This window comes from Rhizobium aethiopicum, assembly GCF_014197535.1.
Classification (GTDB): Bacteria; Pseudomonadota; Alphaproteobacteria; order Rhizobiales; family Rhizobiaceae; genus Rhizobium; species Rhizobium aethiopicum_A.
The window spans coordinates 58,969-76,093 of the sequence record NZ_JACIFV010000013.1; the positions used below are offsets into that span (position 1 = coordinate 58,969).

Annotated in this window: 15 protein-coding genes; 5 read left to right on the forward strand and 10 right to left on the reverse strand. The window is 62.9% G+C overall.

Features of this window, described 5'->3' with window-relative positions:
* Position 1 precedes the first annotated feature (1 nt).
* The 6 genes from GGD53_RS18140 to ubiE form a co-directional block, all read right to left on the reverse strand.
* Positions 2–1,099 (reverse strand): DUF917 domain-containing protein, encoded by a 1,098-nt coding sequence (locus GGD53_RS18140; protein WP_184458047.1) that lies wholly within the window; start codon positions 1,097–1,099, stop codon positions 2–4.
* On the reverse strand, positions 1,080–2,360 hold the full coding sequence (locus GGD53_RS18145) for a Zn-dependent hydrolase (protein ID WP_184458049.1): 1,281 nt from the start codon (positions 2,358–2,360) through the stop codon (positions 1,080–1,082). The genes GGD53_RS18140 and GGD53_RS18145 overlap by 20 nt, the downstream gene beginning before the upstream one ends.
* Positions 2,357–3,736, reverse strand: a complete 1,380-nt coding sequence (locus GGD53_RS18150; protein ID WP_184458051.1) for a dihydroorotase — start codon at positions 3,734–3,736, stop codon at positions 2,357–2,359. Before GGD53_RS18150 ends, GGD53_RS18145 begins: the two co-directional genes overlap by 4 nt.
* A 138-nt stretch (positions 3,737–3,874) precedes the next feature.
* Positions 3,875–5,452 carry an aromatic amino acid lyase gene (locus GGD53_RS18155; RefSeq protein ID WP_184458053.1) on the reverse strand — a complete coding sequence of 526 codons (1,578 nt, stop codon included), beginning with the start codon at positions 5,450–5,452 and terminating at the stop codon, positions 3,875–3,877.
* Between the two features lie 88 nt (positions 5,453–5,540).
* The gene (ubiB, locus tag GGD53_RS18160; RefSeq protein WP_184458055.1) at positions 5,541–7,115 is read right to left on the reverse strand and encodes a 2-polyprenylphenol 6-hydroxylase; all 1,575 of its coding nucleotides are present in this window, start codon (positions 7,113–7,115) and stop codon (positions 5,541–5,543) included.
* A 218-nt stretch (positions 7,116–7,333) separates the two neighbouring features.
* Entirely contained in the window at positions 7,334–8,110 is a 777-nt protein-coding gene (gene ubiE / locus GGD53_RS18165) for a bifunctional demethylmenaquinone methyltransferase/2-methoxy-6-polyprenyl-1,4-benzoquinol methylase UbiE (RefSeq protein ID WP_064800420.1), read from the reverse strand.
* A gap of 147 nt (positions 8,111–8,257) precedes the next feature.
* Here ubiE and mutM point away from each other — a divergent pair, with 147 nt between their 5' ends.
* From mutM to GGD53_RS18190, 5 genes are all read left to right on the forward strand, one after another.
* A complete protein-coding gene (mutM, locus tag GGD53_RS18170) occupies positions 8,258–9,148 on the forward strand; it encodes a bifunctional DNA-formamidopyrimidine glycosylase/DNA-(apurinic or apyrimidinic site) lyase (RefSeq protein WP_184458057.1) in 891 nt (296 codons plus the stop codon).
* Positions 9,149–9,171: 23 nt separating this feature from the next.
* The gene (locus GGD53_RS18175) at positions 9,172–9,945 is read left to right on the forward strand and encodes an enoyl-CoA hydratase (RefSeq protein WP_184458058.1); all 774 of its coding nucleotides are present in this window, start codon (positions 9,172–9,174) and stop codon (positions 9,943–9,945) included.
* 191 nt (positions 9,946–10,136) lie between these two features.
* Positions 10,137–10,415, forward strand: coding sequence for a 30S ribosomal protein S20 (gene rpsT / locus GGD53_RS18180; RefSeq protein WP_064800423.1), 279 nt, complete (start codon positions 10,137–10,139; stop codon positions 10,413–10,415).
* A gap of 838 nt (positions 10,416–11,253) precedes the next feature.
* Positions 11,254–12,804 carry a chromosomal replication initiator protein DnaA gene (gene dnaA / locus GGD53_RS18185; RefSeq protein WP_184458211.1) on the forward strand — a complete coding sequence of 517 codons (1,551 nt, stop codon included), beginning with the start codon at positions 11,254–11,256 and terminating at the stop codon, positions 12,802–12,804.
* A gap of 123 nt (positions 12,805–12,927) precedes the next feature.
* On the forward strand, positions 12,928–14,010 hold the full coding sequence (locus tag GGD53_RS18190) for a saccharopine dehydrogenase family protein (RefSeq protein ID WP_184458060.1): 1,083 nt from the start codon (positions 12,928–12,930) through the stop codon (positions 14,008–14,010).
* 61 nt (positions 14,011–14,071) lie between these two features.
* Here GGD53_RS18190 and hemW read toward each other — a convergent pair whose 3' ends face one another.
* From hemW to rph, 4 genes are read right to left on the reverse strand one after another with little or no spacing between them, the layout of a single operon-like run.
* On the reverse strand, positions 14,072–15,274 hold the full coding sequence (hemW, locus tag GGD53_RS18195) for a radical SAM family heme chaperone HemW (protein ID WP_184458062.1): 1,203 nt from the start codon (positions 15,272–15,274) through the stop codon (positions 14,072–14,074).
* Positions 15,275–15,283: 9 nt separating this feature from the next.
* The gene (gene rdgB, locus GGD53_RS18200) at positions 15,284–15,928 is read right to left on the reverse strand and encodes an RdgB/HAM1 family non-canonical purine NTP pyrophosphatase (RefSeq protein WP_064809385.1); all 645 of its coding nucleotides are present in this window, start codon (positions 15,926–15,928) and stop codon (positions 15,284–15,286) included.
* Positions 15,929–16,354 carry a VOC family protein gene (locus tag GGD53_RS18205; protein WP_184458063.1) on the reverse strand — a complete coding sequence of 142 codons (426 nt, stop codon included), beginning with the start codon at positions 16,352–16,354 and terminating at the stop codon, positions 15,929–15,931.
* The gene (gene rph / locus GGD53_RS18210; RefSeq protein WP_184458065.1) at positions 16,351–17,070 is read right to left on the reverse strand and encodes a ribonuclease PH; all 720 of its coding nucleotides are present in this window, start codon (positions 17,068–17,070) and stop codon (positions 16,351–16,353) included. The genes GGD53_RS18205 and rph overlap by 4 nt, the downstream gene beginning before the upstream one ends.
* Positions 17,071–17,125: the final 55 nt, after the last annotated feature.

Genomic DNA, 17,125 nt, shown 5'->3' on the forward strand with positions numbered 1-17,125 from the left:
CTCAGGCCTTCGCTGCCAGCGCATAACGCGCGATCTCGATTCCCATCGCCTTTTCGACGACGGGATAAACGGTCGGGTCGAGCACGCTTGCCGACAGCGGAATGATATCCATCGGCACATGCAGGATGAAGACATGCATGCCTTCCTGCAATTGCCCGACGCTCAGCGGCTCGCCCTCAGGCGACAGCGTGGTGATCACGGCAGGGAAGGTCGCAAGCCGCTCGCCACCCGCATCATCGACTGCCATATATTCGTTCATCACATGCAGCGTCACTGATTTATCGCCCGAGCCGACGGCGATGGTGCCGATGTCGAAGGCCTCCTTGGTATAGACGACGTCCTTCCGGCTGATGACGCCTTCGGCGAGGATATGTCCACTGGTCGTTTTGCAGATCGCATCGATGACGGCAGATCCGCCGCGCTTCTCCGCCGTAATGATCGCTTCGCCGAGCGCAAGCGCCATCGAGATGCCGCCGAGCGCCGCATGCTTGCGGACATAGGCCGCCCGGAGGGGATTGCGGCAGCTGGCGATGAAACCGCCGGACTGATCGGCGGCGGCGCGCAGAACCGGCGAGATTTTTGCCGTCGCGCCCTTCACCACGAGCTCGATGTAACGGTTCTCGGCCCTGTTGCCGCCGACGGCGGTCTGGATCATCGGCTCGGGTGAGGCGGCCATGCCGATCGAGCCCATGTCGCCGGTCGGGTGAGCGCGGATATCGCCGACGGCATCGACCACCTTGGTGCCGAGGATCGCTGATGGCAGCCAGCCGTTCAGCGTCGAGGATTTGCCGTTCTGGCCGATGATCAGTCCGGAAAGCTTTTCGCCGAGCGCCTCCTGCAGCAATTGCACGGCCTTGACGTAGTCGACGCCCTGCATTTCCCAGGGTGTGGTGGAAGCCGGCGCGCCGATCGCCGCCGCCGTGGCGACCCAGTCATCGTCCCTCAATTCGTCGACCGACACCAGTTCCGGCTTGCCGATGGTGACGGCCGCAAGCCCGAGCATCCGACCGTGATCGGCCCAGCCGCCGCCGCCGGCGGCATAGACGGAGCCGCCTTTGACAGCCGCCTCGACGTCCTTCTCAACCAGTATGCGTCCCATCGGCCTTCTCCCGCTTCGAATCCTTGTCCATTTCGCGCACCGCTTGGAAAAGCACGGCTGCTCCGAGCGCGATATCGTCATTGTCGGCCCACTCGTCGGGGCAATGGCTGCGACCCGCCCGGCAGGGCACGAAGATCATCGCCGCCGGCGCCACCTTGGCGATCCAGGCCGTGTCGTGCCCTGCGCCGGAGGCCATGCGCCGGTATTTTGCGCCGACGCGTTCGCAGGCGGTCTCCAGCGTCGAAAGCAGGCCGGCGTCGCCAGGCGTTGGCAGATTGTCAGAAACTCGGTTCGGTATCCCAATGGTCACGCCGTAGGCTGTTGCCAATTTTTCGACATGGCCGTCGAGCCAGCGGCAGAAGGCCTCCATGTCGGCGCGGATTTCGGCGCGGCCGTCAATCCGCAGCACGACCTTCGAGGGGACGACATTGGCCGCGTTCGGTTCGATCCTGAATTCGCCGACCGTCGCCGCGAAATGCCCCGGCGTCCTGGCAAGCTCGGCAGCGGCGTTGCGGATGTCGAGCACCAGCTGCGAAGCCGCCACCAGCGCATCCGCCCGCCTGTCCATCGGCGTCGTGCCGGCATGGTCGGCGCGTCCCTCGACGGTGATCTCGATGCGTGTGATGCCCGATATTGCGGTGACGATGCCGATATCCTCCCTTTCGGCTTCGAGCACCGGTCCCTGCTCGATATGAAGCTCGAGAAAGCCCGCTATATCGGACCTTTTCTGCTGCATCAGCACATCGGGTTCGCCGCCCACCTGGGCAATACCCCCAGCAAGGTCGAGGTCGCCGCTGACGCGCGACAGCCAGGCTTCCGGCAATTGCCCGGTCATGCCGCGGCTGCCGATGCAGGAGACGCCGAAGATACTGACCTCCTCGGCAAGGAAATCGACGATCTCGAGATCGTGGTCCAGTTCCAGGCCGTGGTCATGCAGGGAGCGCGCCACCTCAAGCGCCGCAACCACGCCGGCAATGCCGTCGAAGCGGCCGCCGTCCGGCACAGTGTCGGAATGCGAGCCGAGCATGATCGTGCCGGACCAGGGCTTCCTGCCGGTGCGCCGGCCGATCAGATTGCCGGCGGCATCGATCCGCGTTTCCAGCCCTGCCGCCTTCATCCGCGCCTCGATATGGGCCCGGCCTTCCAGAAAGAGCGGCGTGAAAGCCCGCCGCGTCCAGGGGCGCCCCGGCTCGGTGATATCGGCAAGCGCCTCGATATCTTCAGCGATCCGGCCGGCGTTGACGGGAAGATTGCGGCTCATGCGGCGGCTCCCGAAATGACTTGGCGCGGCGGCGGCCGGACGAACCGGCCAGTGCCGGGCGCGGCCAGTACCTTGCCGCCCTCGGCGATCCTTTCGCCGCGCAGATAGGTGGCGGAGACGGTCCAGGGCAGGCGAGTGCCGTTATAGGGACTCCAGCCGACGACGTTGTTGCCGCTTGCCGACGCATCATAGATGCTTTCGCGCGGCTCCAGCACGGTGATATCTGCGTCTTTACCTGGTGTCAGCGCCCCCTTGATATGATCGAGCCGGAAATGTTTCGCCGGGTTGTCGGCCATCAGCCGCGCGGCCCAGGTGAGGGGAATGCCGCGCTCGAGAGCGCCTTTGACGAAAAGCGGCACCATCACCTCGAGACCGGGAACGCCGGAGGCGTTGGCGAGCATGTCGGGATCGGTCTTGCGGTTCTCCGACCAGCTGACGTGATCGGTCGAGACCAGCCAGACATCACCTTCGGCGACCTTCCGCCAGAGCCTCTCCACCTCGGCGCGCGGCCGCACCGGCGGATTGATCTTCGCCTTGCCGCCGAGGCGCCTCACGTCGTTTTCCTCGTCGAGCGTCAGATAGTGGATGCAGCATTCGACCGTCGCGGCAAAACCGTCGCGGCGGTAGGCGCGGGCGATGTCATAGCCGCGCCCGAGTGAGCAGTGCACCACATGTGCGGGGCAGCCGGTATTGGCCCCGGTCTCGAAGATCGTGTGCATCGCCAGGAGCTCGGTAATCGCTGGCCGCGACAGACCATGCGCCCGCCAATCGGTGATGCCGCTTGCCTTCACCTGCTCCATATAGCTGCGCACCGCCTCGTCATCCTCATTATGCACGCCGGCCGTCAGCCCGGTCGGCGCGATCGCCGCAAAGCAGGCGTCGAGCAGGGCAGGGGGAATGCGCGGAAAACGTTTGGGATCGGTGCCGAAGGTCGAAAATTTGAACGCAGCGACACCGGCCTCGACTATCTCCGGGATTCGCGCCGGGCCTTCTTGCGGATCGATGGTACCGTAAAGGGCAAAATCGACGCGCGCCTGCGGGGCGGCATGGTCGATCTTCCGCTTGACCGCCGCCGCCGAGCAGACGAGATTGCCCTCGTCGTAAGGCATGTCGACGATCGTAGTCACGCCGCCGGCCGCTGCCGACCGCGTCGACCAGACGAAATCCTCCTGATCCTTCTGGGAAAGTGAATGCACCTGCGCGTCGATGGCGCCGGGCAGGATCAGCGCACTTCCGAGCAGATGCCGTTCACGCGCTGCAGGCGGCACGCCGAGGCCGACCTCGGTGATCTTGCCGCCGTGCACCGCCACATAACCCTCTTTGACGATGCGGTCCGGCAGCACCACCGTGCCCTGCAAAACGAGATCGAAGTCCATACCGCTTCCTCCCTAGACTGACGTCGGAACCGTTGCCGGCCGGAGCATGATGCCGAAGCTTGAACGTCTTTCGGACGGCATCGCGCGCCGACTGGTTAATGTAGAGCAGGATTGAGTTTTTTGGGCCTTGGCCCGCAATCACCCTGCGCGGCTAGCCAAGCGCCCTTCGATGGGCTCCGGCGAACCGAGTGCAAAGAAATCGTCGAAAGAGGCGATCGGAACCTGCTCGGTCAGTTTCGCGAGAAAGTCGTCCGATCCGAGCTCTTCCTCGATCGCCTCCACCTCAGCCGAAAGCGGCCGGTCGACGGTATAAAAGGCCGCATGTTTGCGCACGACGTCGTAGAGCATGCCGGCCACGCCCTTCGGTTCATCGCCGAGTATGTCGATCGCCTGGGCAGATAGCAGCGCCTCGAGTGCCGCGAGGCGCTTCAGCGCCTGCATCTGCCGCTCGAAGCGCTCGATGACCAGCGGCAGGAAGGCGGCCTCGTCCTCCAGGCCGGCCGCAACGACCAGCGACTGCGCCGAAACTGGACCTGACATCGACAGCACACGCGAGAAGATTTCGCCGGCAAGCTTGATGATCGGCCCGAAGCCGGTGGCAATCCGTCCCGGCGGCACCAGGTTGACCGGCAGGTCGCGCCGTTGGCCGTTGCCGAGAATGACGCAGCGGTTGAAGGCGTTGCGCGCCGCATGCGCCATGCAGAGTGCGGCCGATTCGAGCAGGATCGTCACATCGAGCGGAAGCGAACCGCCTGATGTCATCACCCGGCCCTCGACGACAACCGGATTGTCGTCCGAGCGTCCGGTGGCGGCAAGGATCTTGTGGCCGGTCGAAAGCAGATTTTCGATGACGGCGCCGAACACCTGGGCGATCATGCGCAGGCTGAGCGGATCCTGCACATGCGTTGCAACCGGCCAGTCCCATTCGTCCGAGGCGTTGCAGAGCCAGGCGCCGATCAGCGCCTCGCGCGCCGTGCCGACATGGCGGACCGCCTTCCATGGATCGCGGGAGGCGCCGAGCGCACCTGATGCCATCATCCCGGTCGCGAGCAGGATGCGGATCGAGGCCGCGGCATTTCGCGTCGTTTCCGCCGCCGCCGCAAAGCTCACCGCATTGACGCTGAGCGAGGCGAGACTGTCGCGCGGCGCCATCCGCACCGGTTCCAGTCCCGCTGCCCGGAAAGCGTCGGCCGCCTGCATCCGGTTGCCGCGGTAGACCGCTTCACCGACGCCGGTCAGCACCGCGCCGATCTGCCCCATCAGGCCGATATCGGCGCAGCCGATCGAGCCGGTGCGGCGCACGACCGGGATGAGATCGGCCTCGAGCATCCTGATATAGGCCTCGATCAGCTCCGGCGTGCAGCCGACCTGGCCGGTCAGCGCCGTGTTGACGCGGATCGCCATGGCATTGCGCACGACATTGCAGGAAAAGGGCGTGCCGGTGCCGAAGTGATGGGCGCGCACCAGGCCGAGATTGAAGGTGTCGAGTTCGTCGGCCGACCACTCCACATCCTTCATGGCGCCGACGCCGGTCGTCGATCCGTAAACGGGCGTGCCGGCGGCAATCGCGTCCTCGACGATCTCGCGGGCAATCGCGATGCGGGCCATGCCGGTCGGTGAAGCCGAAATCCTCGCCTTGCCGGCACCAATCGTCACCATCTCGGCAAAACCGAGCGGTCGTCCGGAAAGTTCGATGCCGGGGCGTTCGTGCTGCATGTGCCTTATCTCCTAAACTGCGAGACTAAGCGAGCCCTCCGTCACATGGGATATCCTAAATGCCGAACACAGCATGTTATCGGAGCGGTCAGCTCAGCATCCAGGCAATATAGAGAAGCGTCAATGCAATCACCCAGAGCGCGATCCTGGCCGAGCGGTTGTGCCGCGCCTCGGCCCTGCCGATCGCCTCGGCCGTCTGGTCGTCGAAACGCAGGCCATGTTCGCTCATATGCAGCAGCTGGTGGTGGAATTTCTCGGTTTTCGCCGCGATTTCGGGCGCGGCTTCGGCGAGCTTGACCGCCGCCTTCAGCCCGTCCTTGAGGTCGGTGACGATCCGCTTCGGGCCGAGATTGGTGCGGATCCAATCGCCGACGACCGGCTCGGAGGCCTTCCACATATTGAAGCGCGGATTGAGCATGCGCGACACGCCTTCGACCACCACCATGGTCTTCTGCAGCATCACCAGCTCCGGCCGTGTGGCCATGTCGAACAGTTCGGTCACTTCGAACAGCAGCGTCAGAAGCTTGCCCATCGAGATCGTTTCGGCCGGCTGCCCGTGGATCGGCTCGCCGATTGCCCGGATCGCCTGGGCGAAGCTTTCGACATTGTGGTGGCCGGGCACGTAGCCGGCCTCGAAATGCACCTCTGCGACACGGGTGTAATCGCGGGTGATGAAGCCATAGAGGATCTCGGCGAGGAACCGTCGCTCCTTCTTGCCGAGCCGCCCGACAATACCCATGTCGACCGCGACGATCATGCCGCCGGCATCGACGAAGAGATTGCCGGGATGCATGTCGGCATGGAAGAAACCGTCGCGCAGCGTGTGGCGCAGGAAGGACTGGATCAGCGTATCGGCGAGCAGGTTGAGGTCGTGGCCGGCCGCGCGCAGCCCCTCGACGTCGGACATTCTCGTGCCGTCGATCCATTCCATGGTGATGACGTCGCGGCCCGTGCGCTCCCAGTCGACCTTCGGCACGCGAAAGCCGGGATCGCTGTCGGTGTTTTCGGCAATCTCCGAAAGCGCTGCCGCCTCAAGGCGAAGATCCATCTCCACCTTCGTCGTCTGTTCCAGCGTCTTCGTCACCTCGACCGGCCGCAGCCGTCGGCTGGACGGCATGAACCGCTCCTGCATATGAGCGACCAGGTACATTGCCTCGATGTCATGGACAAAACGCTGGCGAACGCCCGGTCGGACGACCTTGACGGCGACCTTCCTTCGGCCTTCTGCCGTTTCGACTTCGGCCGGATGCACTTGCGCGATCGAGGCGGCGGCGATCGGCTCGCCGAAGCTCACATAGAGTTCGTCGATCGGCCGCCCGAGTGATCCTTCGATATTCGCCTTTGCGGCCGCCGAGGGGAAGAAGGCCATCCGGTCCTGCAACTGCGACAGGTCGTTGGCGAATTCGACGCCGACGACGTCAGGCCGCGTCGCCAGGAACTGGCCGATCTTGACATAAGAAGGGCCGAGCCGCTCGACCGCCTGCGCCAGCCGGTCGCTGCGCTTCTGATACCGCGCCCTGCCGCGCTCGAAAATCGTAACGAAGGATTTGGCAAGCGCGACCGAAGGCGGCAGTCCTTCGGACGGCAGGGCCGACACGACACCCTCACGCACGAGCACCCAGCCGACGCGCCAAAGGCGGAAATAGGCTCCGAAAGTGCTCATGCAGGCTGGCCTGCTTGCGAAGGCGCGGCCAATCTCTCCTCCCTCATTCCTGTGCTCGTCACAGGAATCCAGCCACCGCGCGTCTGCGCGGTGAATGACTTAAGAAGCATTAACGAGTCTCCTGCGCCCAAGGACTTGGGCGCGCTGGATTCCTGTGACGTCCCTCGGGCAAAGCCCGAGGAAGGGAATGAGGGGGAGCATGTAGCCTGCATCATCCCTCAGAGCTTCCAGCCGGAATGGAGCGCGGCGATGCCGCCGGTATAATTGGTATAGGTGACCCGCGAAAAGCCGGCTTGGCGGATCATCGCCGCGAAATTCTCCTGGTTCGGGAACTTGCGGATCGATTCCACCAGATACTGGTAGGGTTCGGCATCGCCGGTGATCGCCTTGCCGAATTGCGGAATGGCGTTGAAAGACCAGGCGTCATAGATCTTGTCGAGAAGCGGCATATCGACTTCCGAAAACTCCAGGACCAGTAGCCGTCCGCCGCGTTTCAACACGCGATAGGCCTCGGACAGCGCCTTGTCGATCCTCGGCACGTTGCGAATGCCGAAGGCGATCGTATAGGCATCGAAGCTCGCGGCCTCGAAGGGCAGTTCCTCGGCATTCGCCTCGATGAAGGTGAGATTGTCGGAAAGCTTCTTCTTTGCCGCCCGTTCGGCGCCGACGCCGAGCATCGAGCCGTTGATATCGAGCACCGTCGCATGTGCCTGCCGACCAGAGGCCTCGATGATGCGAAAGGCGATGTCGCCGGTGCCGCCGGCAACGTCGAGCACCTTGTAGCCCGGCTCCTTGCGCGGGTTGAGCGCCGAGATCATCGCATCTTTCCAGGCCCGGTGCATGCCCATCGACATCACATCGTTCATGATGTCGTAGCGTTTGGCGACCTTGTGGAACACCTGGTTGACCAGACCCTGCTTCTCGCCGCCCGGCACCTCGCGGAAGCCGTAGGAGGTCTCCATGCCGCCATCGGCGGAAGTGCGGCTTTCTGACATCAGGCTGCTCCGTTCCTTGAAGATCGGCGCGGCGACCGTAGCGAAAGACCGCGCGCGACGTTATCACTGGACCGCGCTCTCCGCGGCACATGGCGCTATAGCGCACATCGTCCTCGGTTGAAACACGTTCGATAGAGATGGGTTAAGATGCCGGAATTGCCAGAAGTCGAAACGGTCAAGCGCGGCCTGGCGCCGGCGATGGAAGGCGCTCTCATTGCCAGGCTGGAACTGCGGCGCAAGGATTTGCGCTTCCCCTTTCCCGATGCATTGGCGGACAGGGTTTCCGGCCGCACCATCATCGGCCTTGGTCGCCGCGCCAAATATCTGCTGGTCGATCTCGACGACGGCAACACGCTGATTTCCCATCTCGGCATGTCCGGTTCCTTTCGCATCGAGGAGAACTCCGTCTCCGCAACCCCGGGCGAGTTCCACCACGCCCGCTCGAAGGACGAGAAACACGATCACGTCGTCTTTCATCTGCAGGGACCGGACGGCGCTCGCCGCGTCATCTACAACGACCCGCGCCGTTTCGGCTTCATGGATATGGTCGGACGCGCCGATCTCGCCGCCCATCCCTTCTTCCGCGATCTCGGCCCGGAGCCGACGGGAAACGAACTCGGCGCCGCCTATCTGGCCGAACGCTTCCGCGACAAGGCGCAGCCGCTGAAGAGCGCGCTGCTCGACCAGAAGAACATTGCCGGTCTCGGCAATATATATGTATGTGAGGCGCTGTGGCGCGCGCATTTGTCGCCGCTGCGTGCTGCCGGCACGCTGGTGACGCCGGGCGGCCGGCCGAAGCATGAGCTCGACCTGCTGGTCGCCTCGATCCGCGACGTCATCGCCGATGCAATCGCCGCCGGCGGATCGTCGCTGCGAGACCATATCCAGGCCGATGGATCGCTCGGTTATTTCCAGCATTCCTTCTCCGTCTATGATCGCGAAGGTGAGGCTTGCGGCACGCCCGGCTGCGGCGGTACGGTCGCCCGTGTCGTGCAGGCGGGCCGCTCCACCTTCTATTGCGCCGCCTGTCAGAAGTAACAGTGAGAAACCGGGAGAACAGCATGGCTTACGAGACCTTGATCGTCGAAACCCGAGGCACAGTCGGCCTCGTCACGCTGAACCGCCCGCAGGCGCTGAACGCGCTGAACTCTACCGTGCTGAGGGAACTGAAGCAGGCCTACGTCGCTTTCCACCAGGACGATGCCGTCGGCGCGATCGTGCTCACCGGCTCCGAACGCGCCTTTGCCGCCGGCGCCGACATCAAGGAGATGCAGTCGCTTCAGTTCGCCGACATCTATAAGAGTGATTTCATCAGCGGCTGGGATGACGTCGCCAAGGCGCGCAAGCCGGTGATCGCTGCCGTCAGCGGTTTTGCCCTCGGCGGTGGCTGCGAACTCGCCATGATGTGCGATTTCATCATCGCCTCGGAGACCGCGAGGTTCGGCCAGCCGGAGATCACCCTTGGCGTCATTCCCGGCATGGGCGGCTCTCAGCGGCTGACGCGGGCCGTCGGCAAGGCGAAGGCCATGGATCTGATCCTGACCGGCCGCATGATGGATGCGGCCGAGGCGGAACGGTCGGGACTCGTTTCGCGTGTGGTGCCGCCCGAGCGTCTCATCGACGAGGCTTTGGCCGCCGCCGAAAAGATCGCGTCGCTTTCGCAGCCCTCGGTCATGATGGCCAAGGAGGCGGTCAACCGCGCCTTCGAGACGACGCTGGAGGAAGGGTTGCGGTTCGAACGCCGCCTGTTTCATAGTCTCTTTGCCACGGACGATCAGAAAGAAGGCATGGCCGCCTTCATCGAGAAGCGCAAACCAGCCTTCAAGCACCGTTGAATGCTTTTCGGCGCTTGCCGTCGGAAAGCTTGAAAATCCGCGTTGACGTGGGCCGGCTTTAGGGTTATATGCCCGCCCACGGTTCGGAAAGCCGCTCTGGTTTTCCGCGATTGCTCCCGTATTGCTGGATTTGGTGGCCGCAGGGCCCGCGGTAATGGCGGAGTTTGTTCGAATTCTTGAGAGAGGCATCCATGGCCAATACAACTTCGGCGAAAAAAGCGACCCGCAAGATCGCCCGCCGTACCGACGTCAATAAGGCTCGTCGCTCGCGCGTTCGTACTTTCGTTCGCCAGGTCGAAGAGGCCATCGCATCCGGTGACGCCGACAAGGCGAAGGCGGCTTTCCTGGCCGCTCAGCCGGAACTCGCCCGCGCCGCCAGCAAGGGCGTGCTGCACTCCAACACGGCATCGCGCAAGGTCTCTCGCCTGGCTGCTCGTGTGAAGGCTCTGTCGGTCTCCACGACCGCGTAACAATCCATTAACGACCTCCTCGTTATGATTAGCCCGGTAATTTTACCGGGCTTTTTCGATTCCGCTGAGGAGCGTCCTTCATGGTTAATCGCACGACTGTTTCGTGTCAGCGCCATGACAGGAAAAGGCATTAAAAAACAATAGCTTGCGGAAGGATGCTTTCCCATTGCGCGACTCTGGCCAAACCTTTGCGGATCACGCCCGAGTCAAGAAGATTTTTATTTTTTTTCTTTCTTTGCGTGTCAAAATAGCCCGAACGGGGAATCTCGTTGATTCAACTGCGATTCTTTTTTGACGCTAGTGTGACGCCCGAAAAGGGCGGCCGGAGTCAATGGCCGCATCTTAATTTTGCGTAAAATTCATCGTTGATCTTGCCATTTGATCCTGCCTAAATGGCGTCCAACAGAGGGCGCGGACATCACCTGCAGAGTTCGGTCTTAACTGCCACGTCGGCAGGGCGATGAATTTGTGCCATCTGTTACGGAGCCTTGCGCTTCCGTTTTTTCAAGCACTTGACGGATTTGGGCCGTAACGTGGCTGTTACGGGGCAGGGATGTTTTGTGCCTATGGCAACCACACGTTTAACGTGAGGCTGCCGGATAGGGATAGTAATATTGCGTTCGGGCTGGTCGGCCGAAAACGAGGATTGACCGACAGCCTGGCACGGAAAGCCGATGAAGGCGCCGCATGAATGCGGTACCTGCACGGGCTTCTGTGTCGTGTTTGAGTGAACCGGCAGGCGAGTGGCTTCATGAGGATGCCGCCAGCCCGTCAAAGCGGGGAATGATCGGGCGGCTGTTTTAGCGGAGGCCGCCCGGTGGAATTGAAAGGCGGCATTATGCAGATGAATACGATGATGGCGGGCGGGCTCGACAATGGGGATGCGGCACCGCAAGCGTTCGGCTCCATGCGCCAGGAAGTGGGGGAAGCTAAGGCGGAAATGAAGCAGAGCATTTTGTTTGAGCGCGTCAGCGCGCGCTTGAAGGCCCAGGTCGGTCCTGACGTCTATGCCAGCTGGTTTGCCAGGTTGAAGCTGCATTCAGTATCGAAGAGCGTTGTTCGCCTTTCGGTTCCCACGACCTTCCTGAAGTCGTGGATCAACAATCGTTATCTCGATCTCATCACCGGTCTGTTCCAGGCCGAAGACCCGGAAATCCTGAAAATCGAAATCCTGGTGCGCACCGCAACGCGCAGCGGCATGAAGGCCGTCGACGAGGTGGTCCAGCCCGAGCCGGCTGCTCCCGCGCAGATGCGCCGTCCGCCGAGCGCCCAGCCGGCCGGTCAGGCCGTCCAGCAGGCAGTTTCGGCCGTTGCCGCCGCAAGGCCCACAAGCCTCGGAACGCCGCTGTTCGGTTCGCCGCTCGACAGCCGCTTCACCTTCGATACCTTCGTGGAAGGCAGCTCGAACCGCGTCGCGCTTGCGGCTGCCAAGACGATCGCGGAAGTCGGCTCCGGCGCCGTACGGTTCAATCCGCTCTTCGTCCATTCGACGGTCGGACTCGGCAAGACTCATCTCTTGCAGGCGATCGCCAATGCGGCGGTGCAGAACCCGCGGGCCCTGCGCGTCGTCTACCTGACGGCCGAATATTTCATGTGGCGCTTCGCCACGGCGATCCGCGACAACGACGCGCTGACGCTGAAGGATTCATTGCGCAACATCGATCTCTTGATCATCGACGACATGCAGTTCCTGCAGGGCAAGATGATCCAGCATGAGTTCTGCCATCTCCTGAATATGCTGCTCGACAGCGCCAAGCAGGTCGTCGTCGCCGCCGACCGCGCGCCATGGGAGCTGGAGTCGCTCGATCCGCGCGTCCGCTCGCGCCTGCAGGGCGGCGTTGCCATCGAACTCGACGCGCCGGATTACGAAATGCGCCTCGAAATCCTCAAGCGGCGTCTGGCCGCGGCCCGGCTCGAGGATCCGTCGCTCGAAATTCCGGCAGATCTGCTTCAGCACGTCGCCCGCAATATCACGGCCAGCGGCCGCGAACTCGAAGGCGCCTTCAATCAGCTGATCTTCCGCCGCTCCTTCGAGCCGAACCTGTCGATCGAGCGCGTCGACGAATTGCTCGCCCATCTCGTCGGTTCGGGCGAACCGCGCCGCGTGCGCATTGAGGATATTCAGCGCATCGTCGCCAGGCACTACAACGTCTCGCGCCAGGAACTGGTCTCCAATCGCCGCACCCGCGTCATCGTCAAGCCGCGCCAGATTGCCATGTATTTGTCGAAGACGCTGACGCCGCGCTCCTTTCCGGAAATCGGCCGCCGCTTCGGCGGGCGCGATCACACGACCGTGCTGCATGCCGTGCGCAAGATCGAGGAGCTGATATCCGGTGACACCAAGCTTTCGCACGAAATCGAGCTGCTGAAGCGGCTGATCAACGAATAATCGGTGGACCTGTCGGGAAATTTGACGGCTGGAAGCGATTCCAGCCGTTTTCCTTTATAAGCTTTTTATTCTATACCTCCCCGCGTCCAAGAAGAGCGCCGAACGGCGCATGGGAGGGAATGAATGAGTTTCGAAAAGATCGCCGTTCTCGGCCTCGGCAAGGTCGGGCGGCTGGCGGCAACGCTTTTGCATGAAGGCGGCTTCAAGGTCATTGGTGTCGATGCGCAGCTGCCCCTGGGCGAGCTGCCCTTTACATGCCGCGCAGGCGACATATCCGATCCGCAGGTGATCGGCGAACTGCTCTCGAACGTTGAGGCGGTGCTGTCTTGCCTGCCCTATCACCTGAACATCGAGCTGGCTCGCGCTGCCCATCTTGCCGGCATTCATTACTTCGATCTGACGGAAGACGTCCCAACCACCAATTTCATCATCGAACTGTCGAAGACCGCCCGCGGACTGATGGCGCCGCAATGCGGCCTGGCGCCCGGTTTCGTCGGCATCGTCGGCGCAAGCCTGGCCGACGGCTTCGATCGCTGCCGATCGATCCGCATGCGCGTCGGCGCCCTGCCGCAGCATCCGACGGGTCTTCTCGGCTATGCCTTCAACTGGTCGCCGGAAGGCGTCGTCAACGAATATCTGAATGATTGCGAGGTCATCGAGGGCGGCGTGCGCAAGCTCGTCTCGCCGATGGAGTGGCACGAGACCATCTATGTCGGTGGTGTCAAGCTCGAAGCCTTCACGACATCGGGCGGCCTTGGCACCATGTGCGACACCATGCTCGGCAAGGTTGACAATCTCGACTACAAGACCATGCGTTATCCCGGCCATATGGAGCTGATGAACTTCTTCTTCCATGAGCTCTTGATGCGCGACAAGCGCAAGCTCGCCGGCGAGATCCTGACCAATGCCAAGCCGCCTGTTGAAGACGATGTCGTCTATGTCCATGTCGCCGCGGAAGGCACGGAGAACGGCAGCCTGCGCCGCAAGGAGTTCGTGCGCGCCTATTACCCGATCGAAATTTCCGGCGCCCGTCGCACGGCAATCGCCTGGACGACCTCGGCCTCTGTCGTTGCCGTCATCGAGATGGTCCGCGACGGCCTGCTGCCGGCGACCGGTTTCCTGCACCAGGAGCATATACCGCTGGAGATGTTCCTGAAGACGCCGACCGGCAGCCTGTTTAAGGCTGGCGCCACCAGCCACGGCTGAGATATGTTTTCCGGCGCGGACGGCGATGTCGCTGCCGCGCCCGGATCAACCTCGTTGGATGTCAGCAGGCGAGATCGGCCACGACGGAATCGAGGATCAGCATGCCCGATGGCGTGCAGCGCAGGCGCGAATTGCCGATCCGCTCGACGAATTTATGTTCGAGCAGGAATTCCTCGCGTTTCGGGTCGAGCTCACGGCCCGAAAGCTGCTGCCAGCGGGCGAGATCGACGCCTTCCCTCAGGCGCAGTCCCATCAGCAGCAGCTCGTCCGACTGTTCCTCAAAACCGAGCCGCTCCTGGTCGAGAATGCCGTGGCCGTCCCGCTCGACCATCTCGAGCCAGGCTTCCGGCTTGCGCTCGGTCGCCGTCGCGATCTTCTCATACCCGCGCGTCAGCCGGCCGTGCGCGCCCGGGCCGACGCCGGCATAATCGCCGTAACGCCAGTAGGTCAGGTTGTGGCGGCTTTCGGCACCCGGCCTGGCATGGTTGGAGACCTCATAGGCGGGCATGCCCTCACGCGCCGTGATCTCCTGCGTCGCCTCGTAGAGCAGGGCCGATTGTTCGCCGTCCGGCACGATCAGCTTGCCTGATTTGTGCAGACCGAAGAAGGGCGTGCCTTCCTCGATGGTCAGCTGATAGAGCGACAGATGGTCGACCGCATAGGAGATCGCTTCCTTCAGTTCCTTCTCCCATTCCGCGACCGTCTGCTCCGGCCGGGCATAGATGAGGTCGAAGGACATGCGCGGGAAAATGTCGCGCGCCAGCCGGATCGCCTTCAGCGCGTCGGCGACGTCATGCAGCCGGCCGAGGAATTTCAGATCGCGGTCGTTCAGCGCCTGTACGCCGAGCGAGACGCGGTTGACGCCGGCCGCCCGGTAGCCGCGAAACCGTTCAGCCTCGACGCTCGACGGGTTGGCCTCCATGGTGATTTCGATACCGGCGGGCACATGCCAGTGCCGTGCGATGCCGTCGAGAATGGCAGACACCGTCTCCGGCTTCATCAGCGACGGCGTGCCGCCGCCGAGGAAGATGCTCGTCACCGTCTTCGGCCCGCTCATCGCCCGGACTGCCGCCATCTCCTTCAGAAAGGCTGATGCAAAGCGCTCCTGATCCACCGGCTGATGGCGTACATGGCTGTTGAAGTCGCAGTAGGGACACTTCGCCGCGCAGAAGGGCCAATGCACATAGACGCCGAAGCCGGGCTCGCCGGTATCGGGCAGCAGCGCGGCGTCGCGCGAGAGGCTTGGCGTATCGAAATTGCCCACGAACAGATCTTATGCCTCCAGGCAGGTTTCGACGAAAAGTTTGAAGGCACGGGCCCGATGCGACAGCGCCTGCGGCTTGCCGACATTCCAGCCGTGTTTCTCCTCGCCGCTCATTTCTCCGAAGGTGACGGCATAACCCTCGGGCTGGAAAACCGGATCATAGCCGAAGCCTTGGGTGCCGCGCGGCGGCCAGACGACATGGCCTTCCACCTCGCCGCGGAAAAGCTCGGTATGCCCGTCCGGCCAGGCAAGGCAGAGCACGCTGACGAAACGCGCCCCGCGCTGTTCCGGCGTCGTGGCGCCGGCGTCCTGCAGCGCCTTTTCCACCTTAGCCATCGCCATGTCGAAGTCGCGCGTGCCGTCTGCCCTTTCCGCCCAGTTGGCGGTGTAGACGCCGGGATCGCCGCCGAGCGCGTCGACCACCAGGCCGGAATCATCCGAAAGCGCCGGCATGCCGGCGGCATTGGCCGAGGCGACCGCCTTGATCGTCGCATTCTCCTCGAAGCTCGTACCGGTTTCGTCAGGTTCGACGAAATTCAGTTCGGCCGCCGATTTTGCGGTGAAGCCGAGCGGCCCGATCAGTTCCTGGATCTCGCGGATCTTGCCGGCATTGTGGCTGGCGACGACGATGGTTTTGGTTTCGAGCTTGCGCATTCAAATATCCTGTTCGATGCCCCAGATTTTAGCTTCCGCGCATTCCAGGCTGTTGCCGGCAGGGTCGCGGAAATAGATCGAGCGGCCGCCATTTGGCCAGTGCACCTCGGATTCGATCGCGATCTCAGCCGCCTTCAGCCGTTCGGCCATCGCATCAATATTGCGACCGGACACCCGGAAACAGGCATGGCCTTGCCCGGTGGTGCCGTGCGGCGGCACCTGCAGCGCGTCGGGTGCCGGCGGCTTTATCGTTTCCTCGGGGTTGAAGATCAGGAGAACGCCTGGGCCACAGCGGAAGAAGACATGTCGGTTGCCGGCGCGGGTGATCTTTTCAAGCCCAAGAACGTCCCCGTAGAACGTCTCGGCCTGATCGAGATCGCGCGCATAGAGCGCCGTTTCCAACATGCCTTCCAGCATGGCGTTCATCCTGCAATCGCCTCTTTCTGCAGGGCGACGAGTTCGCCGATGCCGTTCTTGGCAAGCCGCATCAGCGAGCTGAATTCCTCTTCGCTGAACGGCGTGCCTTCGGCCGTGCCCTGGATTTCGACAATGCCGCCGGCGCCGGTCATGACGAAGTTCGCATCGGTCTCGGCCGAGGAATCCTCGAGATAATCGAGATCGATGACCGGCTGGCTGGCGAAAACGCCGCAGGAGATGGCGGCGACGTGATCCTTCAGGACCCGCTCGACCTTGATCATGTTGCGGCTTTCCATCCATTTCAGGCAGTCGTAAAGCGCGATCCAGCCGCCGGTGATCGAGGCCGTTCGTGTGCCGCCATCGGCCTGGATGACGTCGCAATCGAGCGTGATCTGCTTTTCGCCGAGCGCCTGCAGATCGACGACGGCGCGCAGCGACCGGCCGATCAGCCGTTGAATTTCCTGGGTGCGACCGCCCTGCTTGCCGGCGGCGGCCTCGCGCTTCATGCGCTCGCCGGTCGCCCGCGGCAGCATGCCGTATTCGGCCGTGACCCAGCCCTTGCCGGTGTTGCGCAGCCACGGCGGCGTCTTTTCCTCGAGGCTTGCGGTGCAAAGCACGTGCGTATCGCCGAATTTCACCAAGCAGGAGCCTTCCGCATGCTTGGAAAAATTGCGCTCGAACGAGACCTTGCGCATCTGGTCGGTTTTTCTGCCTGAAGGCCGCATTCTTATCTCCTGGAGTTGTTGACCGCTTCTACGATTGGCCGTGCTCATTTGCAAA

Excerpts from the sequence above, each read along its gene's own strand:
- GGD53_RS18140 (WP_184458047.1), bottom strand. The coding sequence starts at position 1,099 with ATGGGACGCATACTGGTTGAGAAGGACGTCGAGGCGGCTGTCAAAGGC.
- GGD53_RS18145 (WP_184458049.1), bottom strand. The coding sequence starts at position 2,360 with ATGAGCCGCAATCTTCCCGTCAACGCCGGCCGGATCGCTGAAGATATC.
- GGD53_RS18150 (WP_184458051.1), bottom strand. The coding sequence starts at position 3,736 with ATGGACTTCGATCTCGTTTTGCAGGGCACGGTGGTGCTGCCGGACCGC.
- GGD53_RS18155 (WP_184458053.1), bottom strand. The coding sequence starts at position 5,452 with ATGCAGCACGAACGCCCCGGCATCGAACTTTCCGGACGACCGCTCGGT.
- ubiB (WP_184458055.1), bottom strand. The coding sequence starts at position 7,115 with ATGAGCACTTTCGGAGCCTATTTCCGCCTTTGGCGCGTCGGCTGGGTG.
- ubiE (WP_064800420.1), bottom strand. The coding sequence starts at position 8,110 with ATGTCAGAAAGCCGCACTTCCGCCGATGGCGGCATGGAGACCTCCTAC.
- mutM (WP_184458057.1), top strand. The coding sequence starts at position 8,258 with ATGCCGGAATTGCCAGAAGTCGAAACGGTCAAGCGCGGCCTGGCGCCG.
- GGD53_RS18175 (WP_184458058.1), top strand. The coding sequence starts at position 9,172 with ATGGCTTACGAGACCTTGATCGTCGAAACCCGAGGCACAGTCGGCCTC.
- rpsT (WP_064800423.1), top strand. The coding sequence starts at position 10,137 with ATGGCCAATACAACTTCGGCGAAAAAAGCGACCCGCAAGATCGCCCGC.
- dnaA (WP_184458211.1), top strand. The coding sequence starts at position 11,254 with ATGCAGATGAATACGATGATGGCGGGCGGGCTCGACAATGGGGATGCG.
- GGD53_RS18190 (WP_184458060.1), top strand. The coding sequence starts at position 12,928 with ATGAGTTTCGAAAAGATCGCCGTTCTCGGCCTCGGCAAGGTCGGGCGG.
- rdgB (WP_064809385.1), bottom strand. The coding sequence starts at position 15,928 with ATGCGCAAGCTCGAAACCAAAACCATCGTCGTCGCCAGCCACAATGCC.
- GGD53_RS18205 (WP_184458063.1), bottom strand. The coding sequence starts at position 16,354 with ATGAACGCCATGCTGGAAGGCATGTTGGAAACGGCGCTCTATGCGCGC.
- rph (WP_184458065.1), bottom strand. The coding sequence starts at position 17,070 with ATGCGGCCTTCAGGCAGAAAAACCGACCAGATGCGCAAGGTCTCGTTC.